15 protein-coding genes are annotated in these 15,037 nt (G+C 49.1%); 3 read left to right on the plus strand and 12 right to left on the minus strand.

What is annotated here, in order from left to right:
• Positions 1-154: 154 nt before the first annotated feature.
• Positions 155-526 (plus strand): helix-turn-helix domain-containing protein, encoded by a 372-nt coding sequence (locus PSHG_RS09475; RefSeq protein WP_026021279.1) that lies wholly within the window; start codon positions 155-157, stop codon positions 524-526.
• A gap of 177 nt (positions 527-703) precedes the next feature.
• Here PSHG_RS09475 and PSHG_RS30475 read toward each other — a convergent pair whose 3' ends face one another.
• Both PSHG_RS30475 and PSHG_RS29275 read right to left on the minus strand, forming a co-directional pair.
• Positions 704-868 (minus strand): hypothetical protein, encoded by a 165-nt coding sequence (locus PSHG_RS30475; protein ID WP_157213439.1) that lies wholly within the window; start codon positions 866-868, stop codon positions 704-706.
• A 315-nt stretch (positions 869-1,183) separates the two neighbouring features.
• On the minus strand, positions 1,184-1,789 hold the full coding sequence (locus PSHG_RS29275; RefSeq protein ID WP_010272251.1) for a response regulator transcription factor: 606 nt from the start codon (positions 1,787-1,789) through the stop codon (positions 1,184-1,186).
• 196 nt (positions 1,790-1,985) lie between these two features.
• Between PSHG_RS29275 and PSHG_RS29280 the strand changes: the two genes are divergently transcribed.
• Both PSHG_RS29280 and PSHG_RS27130 read left to right on the plus strand, forming a co-directional pair.
• Complete coding sequence (locus PSHG_RS29280) at positions 1,986-2,426, plus strand: glycosyl hydrolase family 28-related protein (protein ID WP_010272253.1); 441 nt, start codon at positions 1,986-1,988, stop codon at positions 2,424-2,426.
• 47 nt (positions 2,427-2,473) lie between these two features.
• Positions 2,474-3,940: a hypothetical protein gene (locus PSHG_RS27130; protein WP_010272255.1), complete on the plus strand. Its 1,467-nt coding sequence runs from the start codon at positions 2,474-2,476 to the stop codon at positions 3,938-3,940.
• A gap of 46 nt (positions 3,941-3,986) precedes the next feature.
• On the opposite strand, the gene PSHG_RS09495 is transcribed toward PSHG_RS27130, so the two are convergent.
• From PSHG_RS09495 to PSHG_RS09540, 10 genes are read right to left on the minus strand one after another with little or no spacing between them, the layout of a single operon-like run.
• On the minus strand, positions 3,987-5,357 hold the full coding sequence (locus PSHG_RS09495) for a sugar phosphate nucleotidyltransferase (protein WP_010272257.1): 1,371 nt from the start codon (positions 5,355-5,357) through the stop codon (positions 3,987-3,989).
• A 48-nt stretch (positions 5,358-5,405) separates the two neighbouring features.
• Positions 5,406-6,647, minus strand: coding sequence for a glycosyltransferase family 4 protein (locus tag PSHG_RS09500; RefSeq protein WP_010272260.1), 1,242 nt, complete (start codon positions 6,645-6,647; stop codon positions 5,406-5,408).
• On the minus strand, positions 6,644-7,924 hold the full coding sequence (locus PSHG_RS09505) for a membrane protein (protein ID WP_010272262.1): 1,281 nt from the start codon (positions 7,922-7,924) through the stop codon (positions 6,644-6,646). The genes PSHG_RS09500 and PSHG_RS09505 overlap by 4 nt, the downstream gene beginning before the upstream one ends.
• Entirely contained in the window at positions 7,893-9,191 is a 1,299-nt protein-coding gene (locus tag PSHG_RS09510) for a hypothetical protein (RefSeq protein WP_010272264.1), read from the minus strand. The genes PSHG_RS09505 and PSHG_RS09510 overlap by 32 nt, the downstream gene beginning before the upstream one ends.
• On the minus strand, positions 9,188-10,033 hold the full coding sequence (locus tag PSHG_RS09515; protein WP_010272266.1) for a glycosyltransferase family 2 protein: 846 nt from the start codon (positions 10,031-10,033) through the stop codon (positions 9,188-9,190). The genes PSHG_RS09510 and PSHG_RS09515 overlap by 4 nt, the downstream gene beginning before the upstream one ends.
• Entirely contained in the window at positions 9,987-10,826 is an 840-nt protein-coding gene (locus tag PSHG_RS27135; RefSeq protein ID WP_010272268.1) for a glycosyltransferase family 2 protein, read from the minus strand. Before PSHG_RS27135 ends, PSHG_RS09515 begins: the two co-directional genes overlap by 47 nt.
• 23 nt (positions 10,827-10,849) lie before the next feature.
• Complete coding sequence (locus tag PSHG_RS09525) at positions 10,850-12,280, minus strand: oligosaccharide flippase family protein (RefSeq protein ID WP_010272270.1); 1,431 nt, start codon at positions 12,278-12,280, stop codon at positions 10,850-10,852.
• 39 nt (positions 12,281-12,319) lie between these two features.
• Positions 12,320-13,306 carry a GDP-mannose 4,6-dehydratase gene (gmd, locus tag PSHG_RS09530; protein ID WP_010272271.1) on the minus strand — a complete coding sequence of 329 codons (987 nt, stop codon included), beginning with the start codon at positions 13,304-13,306 and terminating at the stop codon, positions 12,320-12,322.
• Positions 13,307-13,343: 37 nt separating this feature from the next.
• Positions 13,344-14,288 (minus strand): GDP-L-fucose synthase family protein, encoded by a 945-nt coding sequence (locus tag PSHG_RS09535; RefSeq protein ID WP_010272274.1) that lies wholly within the window; start codon positions 14,286-14,288, stop codon positions 13,344-13,346.
• Positions 14,289-14,344: 56 nt separating this feature from the next.
• A complete protein-coding gene (locus PSHG_RS09540; protein WP_010272277.1) occupies positions 14,345-15,034 on the minus strand; it encodes a sugar transferase in 690 nt (229 codons plus the stop codon).
• Positions 15,035-15,037 lie beyond the last annotated feature (3 nt).

Raw genomic sequence — 15,037 nt, forward strand, 5'->3', positions numbered from 1 at the left:
GATTGCTTTTTTCTACAGTAATTGATACAATTGGTATCATAACAATGAAAATGTTTCTTTAAACTTTTTGAAGAATAGTTATATATTTAATTGTAAAGGCTTACCGAAAATTAATGTAGTAAGAAGTCATTTACTAGGAATGGATGGATGCCAGATGAACTATGGAAGCCGCATTGCACAATTGCGTAAAGCCAGAGGGCTAACCCAGATGCAGCTTTCGGAGGCTTTGGACATTTCACGTGCTTCTCTCGCCCTCTATGAGCAGAACCGAAGAGAACCCGATAGTTCAATGCTAACCAAATTATCCAATTATTTCAATGTCTCTATAGACTATCTTGTAGGAAGAACGGATTTCCCCCAGTCTGCAGATGAGAATATCCAGCAATTTATTAACCACCTGGAATTATCCGATGAAACCATTCTGCAAAAGTATAAGCTGCAAATTGATGGCCGAGAGCTAACGCCCGATGAAGCAAAACGTTTTATTGCATTTATAAGGGCCGAGCGATCCATTCACAATTCGTAAATTAACCATAACCCAATAAAGCGAGAAAAATGGGCTCGATAGCTGCACAGTTCCTTATTATAGGGGATCAGAGCCCTGTAACTTTTAAATAATGAAAAAAAGGACCAGAGCCGGGTGATCACCCGGTCTGGTCCATGTTCATTTTTAGCACCATTAAAATTTTCATCCAGTGAAAGCTTAATCCCGCTGCTCCTTGGTCGACATCGCATACTGGTCAGGCTTGGCGTGTTTGAAACGAGTCGGAGCCAATTCAAATTTCTCCGGGTTTACATTTAATAGCTGCATTACTTGTACTATATCCAAAACAACTCGACTATCGACACGCTTTTTTTCGTCTCCCATACTACGAATGCAGCTCCTTAAAACAAAAATTGGCCTGTGAGCATTGTCTTAGCCTACTGTTATCTAGCTGCGCGGTTTAATGACAGTTGCAGCACGATTATGCTTAATTAACAAGCACGAGACTTGGAAGCACAACAAGGAAGAATTAAGAAGATGCACAAGCTCTCGCACACTCCCCATCTATAGCGCTTCCAATCCTCTACCCGTTACGATAATCCTAGTGCAAACAAATGTATACTTATTGTATCAAAATATGGACAATCTTGGGAATTAACGAAAGTTAATAGTACAGAAAATCCTCTTAAAAAATAGTTTTTATGGGATTATTCCCCATTTTTTCGCTTGAGTAATAGCTTGTACTCTGCTCTTCGCCCCTAGCTTCCCGTATAAAATATTGTTATAAACCTTCACCGTTCCCTCTGTAAGCTGCATCAAGTTAGCAATTTCCCGATTACTCTTGCCTTGTTCAATAAGCAGCAGCAGATTGTACTCTTTATGAGTTAGCAGATTGCCATCAGGCGTCTCCGGCAGCGGTTTTTTCGGCTGACTGACCATGGCGCTCCTTCTGAGCACCGCTCCTATCCTTGCCAAAAGCACTCCTGTGTCAAAAGGCTTTGTAACAAAATCATCGGCCCCCGCAGCAAAACCTCTAATGATCGTTTCCGGCTCAGCGCTAGCGCTTAAGTAGATGATCGGAGTATCTAAATTTCTGCGTAATTGTCTGCCGATTACAAATCCGTTTCGGTCCGGCAGCTGAGTATTCAGCAGCACAAGATTCGGACGATGCTCCTGATACAATTTGAGCCCTTCCGCCCCGTTCTCTGCAAGCAGTACCTTGTAATTATGCTTTAATAAGGCAAATTGGATAAGCTGGCGATACGGCTCTTCGTGGTCGATGACCAATATTTCCTCCCCATTCACTTCGTGATTCTCCCTTCGAAGCGCTTCTATTAACTACAGTTAAAGTCTATTTTTTTCGTAAGCCATGAGCATGATTTGACAAATTCTATCATAAGTATCTGGTTGTAATATGAAGCTGACCACAAACATACTAGGCTGTTCCGTCTGCCGTTCTATGAACAGGCGTGTCAGCCGTTAAGTGAGGTGTCCACAAATTATGGCGAATGCTCAACTTAGCATGGTGAATGTGATGGATTTTGGAGCAGTCGGCGATGGAGTTCAAGACGACACAGCAGCTATTCAGCAAGCGATTGAATTTGCTTCGGCAGAAATGAAGAGCACCGTATTTTTGCCCGCCGGTCGGTTCAAAACAACCTCCTCTTTGCGTCTTCCGGCCATTCAACGGCCAAATACACAAGGTACTGCGGGAACGGGATTCATCCTGAAAGGTGCTGGCATGTACGATTCAGGAATCATTTATAGCGGATCGGATTACGCTATCGTTTCCAACGAGGAGCTGGCTGAAACGATTTTGTTCCAGAATTTTTACATCAACCACGCCACAGGCGGGGGCATTCGGCTGCCTCAAGGCGCACATCAATGGTTTGATCGTTTTTTTCCAGTGCTTGTGCTCTTGGCAAGTACGGGGTCCTCATAGAGGGCAGCCGCGCAGCCAGTGATCCGGAAGCAGGTTACGGCTCCTATATGATTTCTTTCACCCACTGCAGATTTTGGTCTGAAACGGGCTACAATGGAACCGGTGTCCGCTTGCAGGATGTTGTGCTATGCAGTTTGTTCAACAACTGCTTTTTCTCACGTGCTGTACAGAATGTTCCTCATTTAGAGTTAGTCAACTGCCATAGTGTTCATATTAACTCATCGGCCTTTGAAAGATCTGAACAATCAGTTTCCCTGCCGCCCGAAGTTATTCATAACCCCGATTTGACCAATGAGGAGAAGGAACGTATCCTTCAATCCATGGCCAGGGAAGCTAACCAACAGATTACCGAGAGCTTGATCAAGATCGATAATTCCCATTCCATCTCCATACTGGAATGCCATGCGGAAACAGCCTATCCCTCTTTTATCGAAATTAAAAACCACTCCTCCCATGTACTTATTGATGGTTGTCGACTAAATCATTACGCGATTTCAGACTATAACGAACAAAAAGGCTACATCGTCACGGTCCATCCTGAATCCCGATTTTCCACGCAAATTATTATAGGCAGGAGAAATCGCCATATGCAGGCCAATCATCCGAACACGACTCATGGGGATATTGTGAATGACCCCTTTCACTGCGTCTCCATTCTGGACTTTCAGGATGTTACCCCTTTTTCCGATGCCTTCTATCTAACTGAACGGCGGACCGTGTCACGCATAGGGACTAACGGCTTTAATTTGTTGATGAATCCTGGCTTGTACAGCGATACTCCGCAAGGAGTCCCCTTCGCTGTCGAGACTCCTTCTGGACAATGGAGCTTCAGCCAGTTAGCTCCCTCCGGCTGTAAGTTAACCCAAAGCGCTCAGCCGCCCGACATCCCCTATGTATTGAAAATGCGGTCGGTTGAGCCTCTCCATAAATATGATGTCTATACTTTCTTTTTGGTAGGGCGCAATCTGACTGGAGAGAGTGTAACGTTGTGGCTTGACGTAGGTGGTCATGGGAATGATACGGCCCTTCACATTCCTTCCGGCAATCAGCGTTTCTCCCTGACTGCACGCGTGGAAAGTCAGGCCGCTTCGGAAGTCAGGCTTGTCGTATATCGGCCTGTACAGCTGGAGGTATATGCCGTTTACCTCATACCTAACACCTCTTCCGAGGTGCCTTACGGTTCAGAAATCGTTGCCGCTTCCAAGCTTAACCTGGGTGCGGAAATCCGTTATGGCACTGCAATACCCGCTGAAAGCGGGAACCCCGGAGATATCGTGTTTAACCGTGAGCCCAGCGAAAGCTCAGAGATTGGCTGGATGTGTACAGCTTCCGGTCAATGGATGGCCATCGGCAATTCCTTCTATCCGCAAGCCGCTCCCGTCTCCCAGCTTCCCGCCGCGGATGAAAGCCTGCGCGGTATGATGGTGCGCCTGGAAAAAGAAGGCCTCCCTGATTTCATCTATATTTGCAAGAAGCTCGCAAACGATACTTATCGGTGGATTCAACTGGGCTGATCAGACCTTGTTAGCGAAAAGCCTGCAAAGCAAGCTAGGAGATTTGCTAGAGATGTGCGGATGGCTCCATAATTTCTTCCCAGTGCTCGGTCAACAGAACGACATCCTCCTCCACCAATTCACGGCCCACTTGAACCTCAATCAGCTCAAGCTCGCTAACCGCCCTCAACGCATGCATAGTGCCAGCGGGAACCTGAAGCACATCTCCCTCCCGCAGAGAAATTCGCTTGCCCTGAATAATAGCCTCTCCTTCACCTGAAGTGATGGTCCATATTTCTTTCCTTCGACTGTGGTATTGATAGCTGGAGTTTTTGCCTGCCCGCATAAGGATTCTCTTCGTTAATACCTCAGCGCCATCAGCTTTCCGGACGAAATCGGTCACCTTATACCAGCCCCAGCGGCACTCTTCATACATCGGTCTCGACCAGGCATGAGCCAGCATATTCTTCACCTTATAGCTTGCCGCCTTTTCGGTTACCAGAATACCGTCAGGACTGGCTGCCACCACGACATTAGATAAGCCAAGCACGGTAACCGGGATCTCCAGCTCGTTGATGAGATGAGTATTGCTGGACTGACTGCAAATTTGTCCGCGGCCGATCACGTTATCCTTAATTTCTTCCGTCAATGTGTTCCATGTGCCCATATCCTTCCACCGGCCCTTGTAAGGAACGACAACCGTTCGCTTCGCCGCTTCGACCACCTCATAGTCGAAGCTGATCGGATTTAGACGGTCATATTGTTTAACAAGTTCATCGTACTGGATGGGCAGGTTTTTGCCCTCCAGCAAACTGACCAAATAATTAAGCTTAAAGGAAAACACACCGCCGTTCCACATAGCCTGCTGCTCGATCAGCCGCTGCGCTTTTTCGGCATCAGGCTTTTCTACAAATTCACTCACCTCATAGACTTGTCCGCTGTCACCAGCACAGCGGGGTACTATATAGCCATATTTCTCAGAAGGGTAGGTTGGCTGTATGCCAATGAGAGCCAGGTCGGCTCCAGTCGTATCGATGACCTCATCCAGTCCGCTAATACAATGGAAGAAAGGTTCATCGACAAACGGGTCCACCGGCAGCACTGTAATGGTTTCATCCAGCCCGGCACCGGCGATGGAATATAGATAAATGGCGGCTAGAGCGATCGCCGGGAACGTATCTCTCCGTTCTGGCTCAACGATAATTGGCAAGTGTTCCGGCAGCTGGGTACGAATCATCTCCACCTGATTGGCGCTTGTGGCAATATAAGTCTGCCGGGCAAGCCCGGCTGCTTCAAGCTGTCTCCACACCCGCTGAACCATCGATTCTAATGACCCGTTGGCGTTCGGCAAAATCTTAAGGAATTGCTTTGAGCGAAAGTCATTCGATAAAGGCCACAGCCGTTTACCTGATCCGCCTGATAATAAAACCAGTCTCATAACCTGCACACCTGCTTTCTATATCGAGTTAATTAGGTGGAACGATCGCTAGACGGAACGCAAAATGCCTTTGTATTTGGCTATCGATAACTGCTTGGTTAAATGCTGCTCCAAATACCGCCTTCCGTTCTCTCCCATGCGGACAAGTGCTTCGCTGTCCATCTGGTACAGCTTTTCAATGGATTCGGCGATTTCGTTATATTGCTTAGGTTCAATAACGATCCCGCATTCGCTTGTTTTGATCAGCTCCGAGGCTTCACTGCCTTCCTCCAGCACGCCAATTACAGGCTTGGCTGCCGCCAGAACACCATAAATCTTACTCGGTACGGAGACTCCTTTAATCCCTTTCTGATTCACGACCAAATGCACATCGGCCGCATTCAAGCTGAACTTGATGTCGCTTCTCGGCTGAAACGGGAGGAAAACCACCTCGTTTAATCCGTGCTCGCGAGCATATTTTTGCATGGCCGGCTTAACCGCTCCGTCCCCGATAAACACAAAAACGATGTCAGGATGACCGGCAAACCGTCTGCATACCTTGATTAGATTTTCCAGGTCATAGTAAAGCCCAAGGTTGCCTGAATACATAATAATGAATTTATTGTCCAAACCATGCTCGCTCAAAAAACGAGCCACTGCCGGGTGCGATTTAGACAGAGGAACGATATCCTTTTCATCCATCCAGTTATTAATGACAGAATTTGCGGGTACCCGCCTTCCTTTCAGACGGCTCATCAGCGTCTGCTGCATATCCCGTCCCACGGTAATGACATGATCGGAGAAGCGGCAGTTAATATTATCCAGATAGCGGGCCAGGCGAAAAATCCACTTTTGCCGCGTATAGCTGATCGCCTCCGCCTGCTCCGGGTTAAAATCATGGACCGTATAGACGTGCTTCGTGTTTTTTACTGCCTTGCCAATCGTACCGATCAGCCCTCCCAATATAGGGGGAGAAGAGATAGTGTAAATAATATCCGGCTTTTTGGCCCGAAGCAGCGAGGCTAGAGCCATGAAAAAGTAAACCGAAATAAAGCGGATCCGGCTCCATTTGCTGCCTTTGTCCACCCGGGGGGCCTTGACCCGAATAATCCGAATCTGCTCAAGCGCCTCTTCTTCGAACCATTTCCGTTTAGACTTGTCCTTCACAGCCGGTCTCTCTTCCTGCTGTACGGCGATGACGGTAATGTCAAAATCGTGCTGCAGCTCCAGACAAAGGTCTGTCAGCAGCTGACCTGTGGAAGCCACATCCGGATAAAAATAATTGACAACAAAAACGATGTTTTTCCTCATCCGTCTCTCCTCTCCGTTCGATTTGCCTGCATCAGGCATATAATGGTCAGCACGACTCCGAAAGAAAGTGTTTTGTAGCTGACTTGAAAGAAAAGACCAATTAATATAGGAACGAGGGAGGCCAGCAGTACCGGCATTGTTTTAAGCGACCATTGACTGCAGCCGTTGCGGGCAACCCACAGCAAATAGAACATAAAAAAAACAAGTCCGGAGATACCTGTCTTTAATAGAAAAAAAGTGAGCGCCGAATGCGTGAAGGAAACCTGCTGGCCTTCAACCGCCGGACTTTCATACAGTCCTCCCCAGCCTATGCCGAATAACAAAGTGCGCGGTGTACGGCTGACCTCTGACCAAACAGCTTTCAATTCCTCCGTTTTTCCGTTGGCCCCGACCTCTTCCTGCTTCGCAGACAGCAGCTGGATCGAACTGGAGATTTGTTCTTGGGCCAGAAATCCTATACTAACAGCTAAGATCAGCAGCACCAGCATTTTGCCCAAAGAACGATATGTAAGCATGAAAAAATAGAGTACAAAACCGATCGCCGCTAATCCTAAAGGAGCTCGCTGAGCCACCGCCATAAGTGAGCCCAATGCCAATGCGCCTCCCGTCAGCATAGCCAGACTGGCAAGCCAGCGTTGAGGCCTTCTCCCGTTCCAGCTCTGGACAGCCATCAAGGGCAAAAAAATCCCGGCAAAGGTCACAACCGGGTCATAGGGGAGATATAAGTAATTGTCAAAGTAATGGCGGCCTCCCAGCTCCCAGGGCCAAATCCCTACTTCCATGTAAAATCTTAGCGACAGCAGCACTCCGGCAAGCGAAATGACATAGGGGAGCACCTTCAGCCACTTGCTGAACGATGTCCTCAACATCGCCGGCAGCAGCAGCAGAGGAAGAAAAATATAAATTGCCGGAACAAGATCCCGGATCATATCCGCCACCGACCACCCGTGAATGACTGCACCGTTAAACAGCTGCCCCCAGACGAGCAGGAAAAAACCGAGATGAAGCCAGGACGGGGCTAAGCCTAAGCGTTCATAAACGGAAAAGCCTCCCGCCATAACAAGAATAGAGACGGGAACCGTAACAAACAGCGCTAACAGGACCGCTATACCGGCTTCTACCATTCCGGGATTGGCGGGGAAAGGAACACTAAAGCCAGCATAAACCAGGATTGCTGCTATAAGGAACAGCTGGTTAGAAGAGATGCGGCCCCGGTAAATCCTGTCTTGTGGAATCGGTTGGTTCTTAAGGGGAGATACCAGATGATTCTCTTTCATGAAGCTCTCCTTTCCTCAGCCGGATCTCTTCATTCCAGTGGACACAAATGAGCGTCAACACGATTCCGTAAGTAAGCGTTTTATAGCTCGGCTGAAAAAAAAGTCCGATAAGGATCGGCACCGCCGATGCAAGCTTTAGCGGCAGCGAGGCCCAGCTTAAGTGCCCGAACCACCGTTTGCCAATCCACAGCAAATATAGAAGCAGAAACACGAGGCCCGTCAGACCGCCTTTAAGCAGAAAAAAAGTCATGGCGGAGTGGGTGAAGGAAATCTCACTTGCATAAATTGGATTGTCGAATAAGCCTCCCCACCCAATGCCAGCCATTAAAGACTGCCAAGATCGCGAAATCTCCATAAACACAGCGGCCAGCTCCTCCGTCTTTCCGTTCGCCCCTACAAGCTCCTGCTTAGCTGTAAGCAGCTCCAATGAGCTTATAATCTGTTCCTGGGCCATGAAACCGGCGCCTGCCAGAATGAACGCCATAAGGAGCATCCGTCCCCGCGATTTATAAGAAACACAGAAGTAAATAAAGAAGCACAAAGCAGCGAGGCCGACGGGCGCCCTCTGCGCCGCAGCCATCAGCGATCCGAGCGCCATTCCTCCGCCTCCAAGCATAAGCAGGCTGCACAACCAGCTGAATGGGCGCGAAGGCTGCAGGCTGTGAACTGCCTTTAACGGCAGGTAAATAGCGGCAAAAGCTACACTTGGATCATACGGCAGGTAGAGAAAATTATCGAAGTAGTGCTGCGAGCCAAGCTCCCATGGCCATATGCCTACTTCCATAAAAAATCGGGTGGCGAGCAGCACCCCGGAGACGGACAAAATGCCGGGCAATAAAGAAGCCCAGGACAGCCTGCGCGAATTCATAACCGGCAGCAGCAGAACCGGCATGCACAAATAAATGAAGGGAATAAGATCGCGAATTAAATCGGTCAGCATCCAGCCCTGCACGACAGCACCATTAAACAGCTGACCCCACAGCAAAACAAAAAAACCGATATGCAGCCAGACCGGTGCCCTCCATTGCTCGCGGTAAGCCTGAAAGCCGCCGCTGATGACGACAATGCCCAAGGGCAAAGTGACAAAGCCCATCAGCAAAAGAGCGATCACCCCTTCAATAATTCCCGGCTGTGCGGGAAAGGGGGCGCTCCATCCGGAATAAAGCAGCAGAGCAGCTACGAAAAAATAAGCGTGAATGGCTGAAAAGCGGGGGGGTCCGCCAGCCGTTCCCGGCAATACAGAAGTTGAAAGCCGGGCAGGTTTCATGTCGGCAGCTTTTCCTTTTGCCTCTCTGATATTTTAATCCCCACCTGCCAGTAATAGACAGAGCGGGCAAAAGCATAGTGGAACCCGGCTGCCCCATCGAGTATGCCCAGCTTGAAAATATAAGAATGCAGAAAAGCAAACACCCACTTGCAGGGCATCCGGTGAAACATTTTTTTTTGCAGCGCCCGCAGTTTAATTTGCGATTCGTTCAAATTATGGTAGGCTCCGTTGGAGCGCACCACAGCCTCCCAGTCCGAATACCGGTTATGCTTGGCAAAATAATCGAATAACGAATCATGGTCGCTGTGAAGAATCGTATTCTTCAGCACACCGGTTTCCCCGGAAATTTGCGGCTGATAGTGACCTTCGACCTCCCACATATTCGCCGCATCCAGGTCATCATAGTCAAGGAAACGTCCCTTCTTGCGGTGAAATAACACCAGCTTGTACATGCGATGACCGTACTTAAGCACTTTTTTGACAAACATATGATCATAGCCAACGAAATAGCCCGCTTTCAGCTTTCCTCCGGCAAAGAGGCTCCGCAGCTCTTCGATCAGCTTGGGTGAGGGTTCCTCATCGGCGTCCACATACATGACGTAATCGTATTTGAAAGGGAGATTTTCCAGACACCACTGCTTCTTTTTCGGGTACCCGCCGTTCCATTCAAAAGGAATGACCGCAGCCCCCATCCTCTGGGCAATTTCCACCGTTTTGTCCGTGCTGCTGGAATCGACAACGAACACTTCGGCAAATTCACGCACCGATTGCAGGCATTTGCGGATATTCCTTTGTTCATTTTTGGTCATGATGATGACGGAGACCGGAATAGGGTTTTGCATAGCTATACCTCATCCTTTTATATAAAATAGGAAGTTTGGATTTCAACAATAAAGCCAGCCGATGAAGCATATGGACCAAGGCCCGCTGATACAAGGGCATTTTCATAATTGTTTTTCGGATCTCCCATTGATCCTGCTCTCCCGTATGGGAATGAACCGATGATACGCCCCCTTGTTCAAATATACAAATCGGCTCTGGCCAATACACAATGTGTCCCTGACATCTCTCCAGCACCTCGATTGTAAAGGCATAATCGGCCCCTATCTTAAATTCCTGCCGATAGCTTAATTCTGTAAGAAGATTACGGCGGTAAACCATCGCTTGATGATGAGTGAACATCCCGTACCAGATCATTTTGTGAGAGCGTGCTTTTTTCTTGACAAGGTGGTTATTATCCGGCTGATACTCCCATGCATCCCCATACAGAAATCCTGGCTGGTGGTGTTCACTCGCTTTCCGCAGAATTTGCTCGGCGACGTAATCATTGGCCAGCCGGTCGCCCGCGTTAAGAAAAAGCACATATTCCCCGGTGCTCATCCGTAATCCCTTATTCATCGCATCATACAGCCCTGCATCAGGCTCACTGATTTGGCGGATGAAAGGCTCGGACCTTTTCGCCAAAAACCGTTTAGTTCCATCCGATGAATCCCCATCCACGATTATCCATTGCAGGGGGGCATTCTGGTTTTTAATCGATTCCCAGGTGGCTGATAGACCGGAAAGGTTGTTTTTACACACCGTAACAATAGAAAGAAGAGCGTCTTGTCCGCGTAACACTGGAATCTCTTTCACAGCAACCCCCTCATTGAATGCCTCTATTGTTGTTCTATGGCCAATTGATTTTTTTTCGCTGCCCTGCGGTTTTCCAAGCGGTTAAGGGCAGCTTGCACCAGACTCACCAGCGAGCCAATGCTGAAATGCAGAGAAATTCCCAGCTGCCGCTTTACGGTGAACCACATCAGGCCGTTTTGCAGCATCAGTCCAGCCAGCATCATGAGAGCGACCCCAATGCCCCCATAGGGCCCGGCCAGCAAGCAGGCACCCGAAAACGTAATCGCACTGCAGAATAGCGTGATCGCCAGCATCCGTTTTTCATTACCGGTTAGCATGAGAACAAGACCGACAGGACCCATTAATAAATTCATCAGTTGGCCTGCGCTTAAAAAAATGAGAATCATCGCCGCCTGCGAGTAAATCTCTCCAAAGACAAAGCCGAGCAGCACGTCCCCAAATCCGACAAACATAAGCCACATCACAATTCCCGGTATGGCCAGGGCTGCCGTGACCCACCTGCCGATCTGCTCCAGCTCATCCAGCTTCCCCTCGCTGTAACGATTGGAAATAAGCGTGCTCATTACCGCATTAAGCACAATGACAAATAAATTGATGATGGCAATAAAGCGCACAGCCGACCCGTAAATGGCGACCTCTACTTCGTTGCGGAACCAGCCTAATATCCACAAATCGGTAGCGGTGAGGAGGAACAAGGCCAGGTTGGACCACATAATCGGCAAGGATACAGCCAGAATGGAGCGACTCGTAAGAGCAGCCGGCGGATTATCCGCTTTCTGCTCAGACGGAGTAACCCCGTCCGCGAGCCGCCTTAGCTTCCGCCATAAGCAAAGCGCTGCGATCAAGTTGCTTAGTCCGACGGCCAGGGAATGGATGATTAAGATAGCACCAAGTTTTAGCGAATACCCGCTTAAGCTCAGCACAATCAGGCTGCAAATGATGAGCGTGTTGCTTACGACACCCCCGAAGCTTGCCGCTAGCTTCATATCGTAGAGTCCGCGAAACGTCTCCGATAGCAGCAGCTGAAAAATATAGCCGAACAGCCAGATGGAGATGGGAATGGCCAGGACAGCAGACCAGTCATTACCCAGATGAAACAACGGGGTTAGCTGCAGCAGCAAAAACAAGAGAGTTACAACCAGAGCCCCCCATACCGCAAGCTTAAGAATTAATCCGATCACTCTTCTGACTTCGGAATATTGTCTGCGGCTTAACGGCTCTGCGATAAACCGGATCACGCTTTGCTGGAGCCCCAAAATTCCCGCCGTACTGGCAAATAAAATAAAGTTAAAGACAAGAAAAAAAGCACCAAATTCACTGGTGCTTAACAGCCGGGATAACAGTACATTGATAATGAAGGCAGACAGGGCAAACAGCAGTTTGCCGGTTAAGGTCCACACTCCTCCCTTCATGAACTGCTTCCCGGAGAATCGTTCCTCCGAGTCAAGTTTCATAAAAACTCTCCAATTTCCATTTAGACCATTATGTTTGGGTTAAACTACCGTAGGCATGCTTTTGAGCTGGCGCTGTACCCTTTCAAGATCTGCGTCTACCATTCGTCCGATCAATTCCGCGAATCCGACCTCCAGCTTCCAGCCAAGCTTCGCTTTGGCCTTGCTGCAGTCGCCGAGGAGCAGGTCCACTTCGGCCGGACGCACATACCGCGGATCAATAATGACATAATCCTCATAATGAAGGCCAACCCGGGTGAAGGCAATTTCCAGCAGCTCCCTCACTGAATGAGTCTCTCCGGTGGCGATGATATAATCATCCGGTTCGTCCTGCTGCAGCATAAGCCACATTGCTTTGACATAGTCCCCGGCGAACCCCCAATCCCTCAGCGCATCCAGATTGCCCATTCTGAGCTCCTTCTGCAAGCCAAGCTTGATCCGCGCGACGGCATCCGTAACTTTACGGGTAACAAAATCCAGTCCCCGGCGGGGCGATTCATGATTGAATAAAATTCCCGAGCATGCAAACATGTTAAAGCTTTCGCGATAGTTGACAGTTATCCAATGTCCATATACTTTAGCCACACCATAGGGGCTTCTCGGATAAAAGGGTGTCGTCTCCTTCTGGGGAATTTCCGCCACCTTTCCGAACATTTCACTACTGGATGCCTGATAGAATCGCGCATCCGGCTTCATAATCCTCACTGCCTCAAGCATATTGGTGACTCCCATAGCGGTCATCTGCCCGGTGGCCAGCGGCTGGGGCCAGGAGTCGGCAACAAAGGACTGCGCGGCCAAATGATACACCTCATCCGGCTGGGCCAGCCTTACCGCTTCAATAAGTGAGGCGAGGTCGGCCAAATCCCCGGAGATCCATTCAATCTCATTCTTGATTTGCTCAACATTCTCGAAATTCGGCGTGCTTGTTCGGCGGCGCAGCCCGTATACTTTATATCCTTTTTCAAGCAGCAGCTCTGCCAGATAAGAACCGTCCTGGCCCGTGATTCCAGTAATTAATGCTTTTTTCAAAAGTCCTTCCCCCTTTATTCGATAAGCCGATTGCCTTTTACCTCGCGGCCGCTCCGGCACGGTGCTGTCTGTACCAGTCGTAGGTTGCCTGAATGCCTGCCTTCAAGGAAGTTTCAGCCTTCCAGCCAAGTGCTGTAAGCTTGCTGACATTCACCAGCTTGCGCGGGGTTCCGTCCGGCCGCTCCTTATTAAAGCTGAACTGGCCGGCATAGCCAACCACTTCTCCAATCAGCAGAGCCAGATCTTTGATGGAAATGTCCTCTCCTACGCCAATGTTGATAATGTCATTCTCCTCATAAAATCTCATTAGAAAAATACAGGCGTCTGCCAGGTCATCCACGTACAGAAACTCTCTACGCGGGGCTCCGCTGCCCCAAATTTCCACAACGTTCGTATTGAGCTCCTTCGCTTCGTCAATCTTCCTAATCAGAGCCGGCAGCACGTGCGAAGCTTGCAGGTCAAAATCATCGTTCGGCCCATACAAATTTGTTGGCATGGCCGAAATAAACCGGGTACCATACTGACGATTATAGGCCTGACACATTTTAATACCGGCTATCTTGGCAATCGCATAAGCCTCGTTCGTCGCTTCAAGCTCTCCCGTGAGCAAATAATGCTCCTGCAAGGGCTGGGGCGCGAGCTTCGGATAGATGCAGGTGGAGCCGAGAAACAACAGTTTTTGTACCTGATGCCGATAGGCAGCTTCAATGACATGCGTCTGGATCATCAGGTTGTCTCTTATAAAGTCTGCCGGATAGGCATCATTTGCCGCGATGCCTCCCACCTTGGCCGCAGCAAGAAAAACATAGTCCGGTTTTTCCTGCTCAAAAAACCGGTCAACGGCTTGCGCATCCCTCAGATCGAGCTGAGCTTTGGAGCGGGTGATGATCTGTTTATACCCCTGCCTGTCCAGGGCTCTTACCAAGGCTGATCCTACCAGCCCGCGATGGCCGGCAACATAAATTTTGGCATTCCTATGCATGTTTGAGCCTCCCTATTCTTCAAGTGGCGTGGTCCATAATTCCACAGACTCCTAAATCAGTAGGCTCCTTTGGAATGAAAAAGCACGGCCACTGTTTTCACAATAATCTGCAGGTCTTTGCGAATCGAGCGCTCTCTAATATATTGCAGATCGAGCTCCACCATTTGCTCAAAGCCTACGTCATTGCGTCCGCTAATCTGCCAAAGCCCGGTACAGCCGGGAGTGACCTGCAGCCGCTGCATATCATAAGCGCTGTACAGCTCTACCTCCCTGGGCAGCGGAGGCCGCGGTCCTACGAGACTCATATCGCCTTTAATCACATTCCATAATTGAGGAAGCTCATCTATGCTGGTTTTACGCAGGAATCGTCCAACGCGGGTAATCCGGGGATCGGCTTTCATCTTAAACATGGCCCCGGACACTTCATTCTGCTGCAGCAGCTCCGGCAGCAGCTGTTCCGCACCTGCCACCATAGAACGAAACTTATACATGCGGAATGGTTTGCCGTCTTTACCTATTCTTTCCTGCGAGAAAAAAACAGAGCCCTTCGGGTCCTCCAGCTTGATTAAGATGGCTAACAAAACAAATAAAGGAGCGAGAAAGATCAGCCCCATTACTGAACATCCCACATCCATTAAGCGTTTAGCCGGCAGGTACCATCCATGCCGGCTGTCCGTTCGAAAGCGCAGCTCCTTCTTATACCCTGGTTCAGGGTTCGCCGCTTTCTTCCATCCGTTCATCGCCATAGT

Source organism: Paenibacillus senegalensis JC66, from assembly GCF_000285515.1.
Classification (GTDB): domain Bacteria; phylum Bacillota; class Bacilli; order Paenibacillales; family NBRC-103111; genus Paenibacillus_L; species Paenibacillus_L senegalensis.

Bases quoted from the DNA above. Each gene is read 5' to 3' on its own strand.
- PSHG_RS30475 (WP_157213439.1), bottom strand. From the start codon at position 868: ATGGGAGACGAAAAAAAGCGTGTCGATAGTCGAGTTGTTTTGGATATA.
- PSHG_RS09535 (WP_010272274.1), bottom strand. From the start codon at position 14,288: ATGCATAGGAATGCCAAAATTTATGTTGCCGGCCATCGCGGGCTGGTA.
- PSHG_RS09540 (WP_010272277.1), bottom strand. From the start codon at position 15,034: ATGGCGATGAACGGATGGAAGAAAGCGGCGAACCCTGAACCAGGGTAT.
- PSHG_RS09495 (WP_010272257.1), bottom strand. From the start codon at position 5,357: ATGAGACTGGTTTTATTATCAGGCGGATCAGGTAAACGGCTGTGGCCT.
- PSHG_RS09510 (WP_010272264.1), bottom strand. From the start codon at position 9,191: ATGAAACCTGCCCGGCTTTCAACTTCTGTATTGCCGGGAACGGCTGGC.
- PSHG_RS27130 (WP_010272255.1), top strand. From the start codon at position 2,474: ATGATTTCTTTCACCCACTGCAGATTTTGGTCTGAAACGGGCTACAAT.
- PSHG_RS09515 (WP_010272266.1), bottom strand. From the start codon at position 10,033: ATGCAAAACCCTATTCCGGTCTCCGTCATCATCATGACCAAAAATGAA.
- PSHG_RS29280 (WP_010272253.1), top strand. From the start codon at position 1,986: ATGGCGAATGCTCAACTTAGCATGGTGAATGTGATGGATTTTGGAGCA.
- PSHG_RS09505 (WP_010272262.1), bottom strand. From the start codon at position 7,924: ATGAAAGAGAATCATCTGGTATCTCCCCTTAAGAACCAACCGATTCCA.
- PSHG_RS09475 (WP_026021279.1), top strand. From the start codon at position 155: ATGAACTATGGAAGCCGCATTGCACAATTGCGTAAAGCCAGAGGGCTA.
- PSHG_RS09500 (WP_010272260.1), bottom strand. From the start codon at position 6,647: ATGAGGAAAAACATCGTTTTTGTTGTCAATTATTTTTATCCGGATGTG.
- PSHG_RS09525 (WP_010272270.1), bottom strand. From the start codon at position 12,280: ATGAAACTTGACTCGGAGGAACGATTCTCCGGGAAGCAGTTCATGAAG.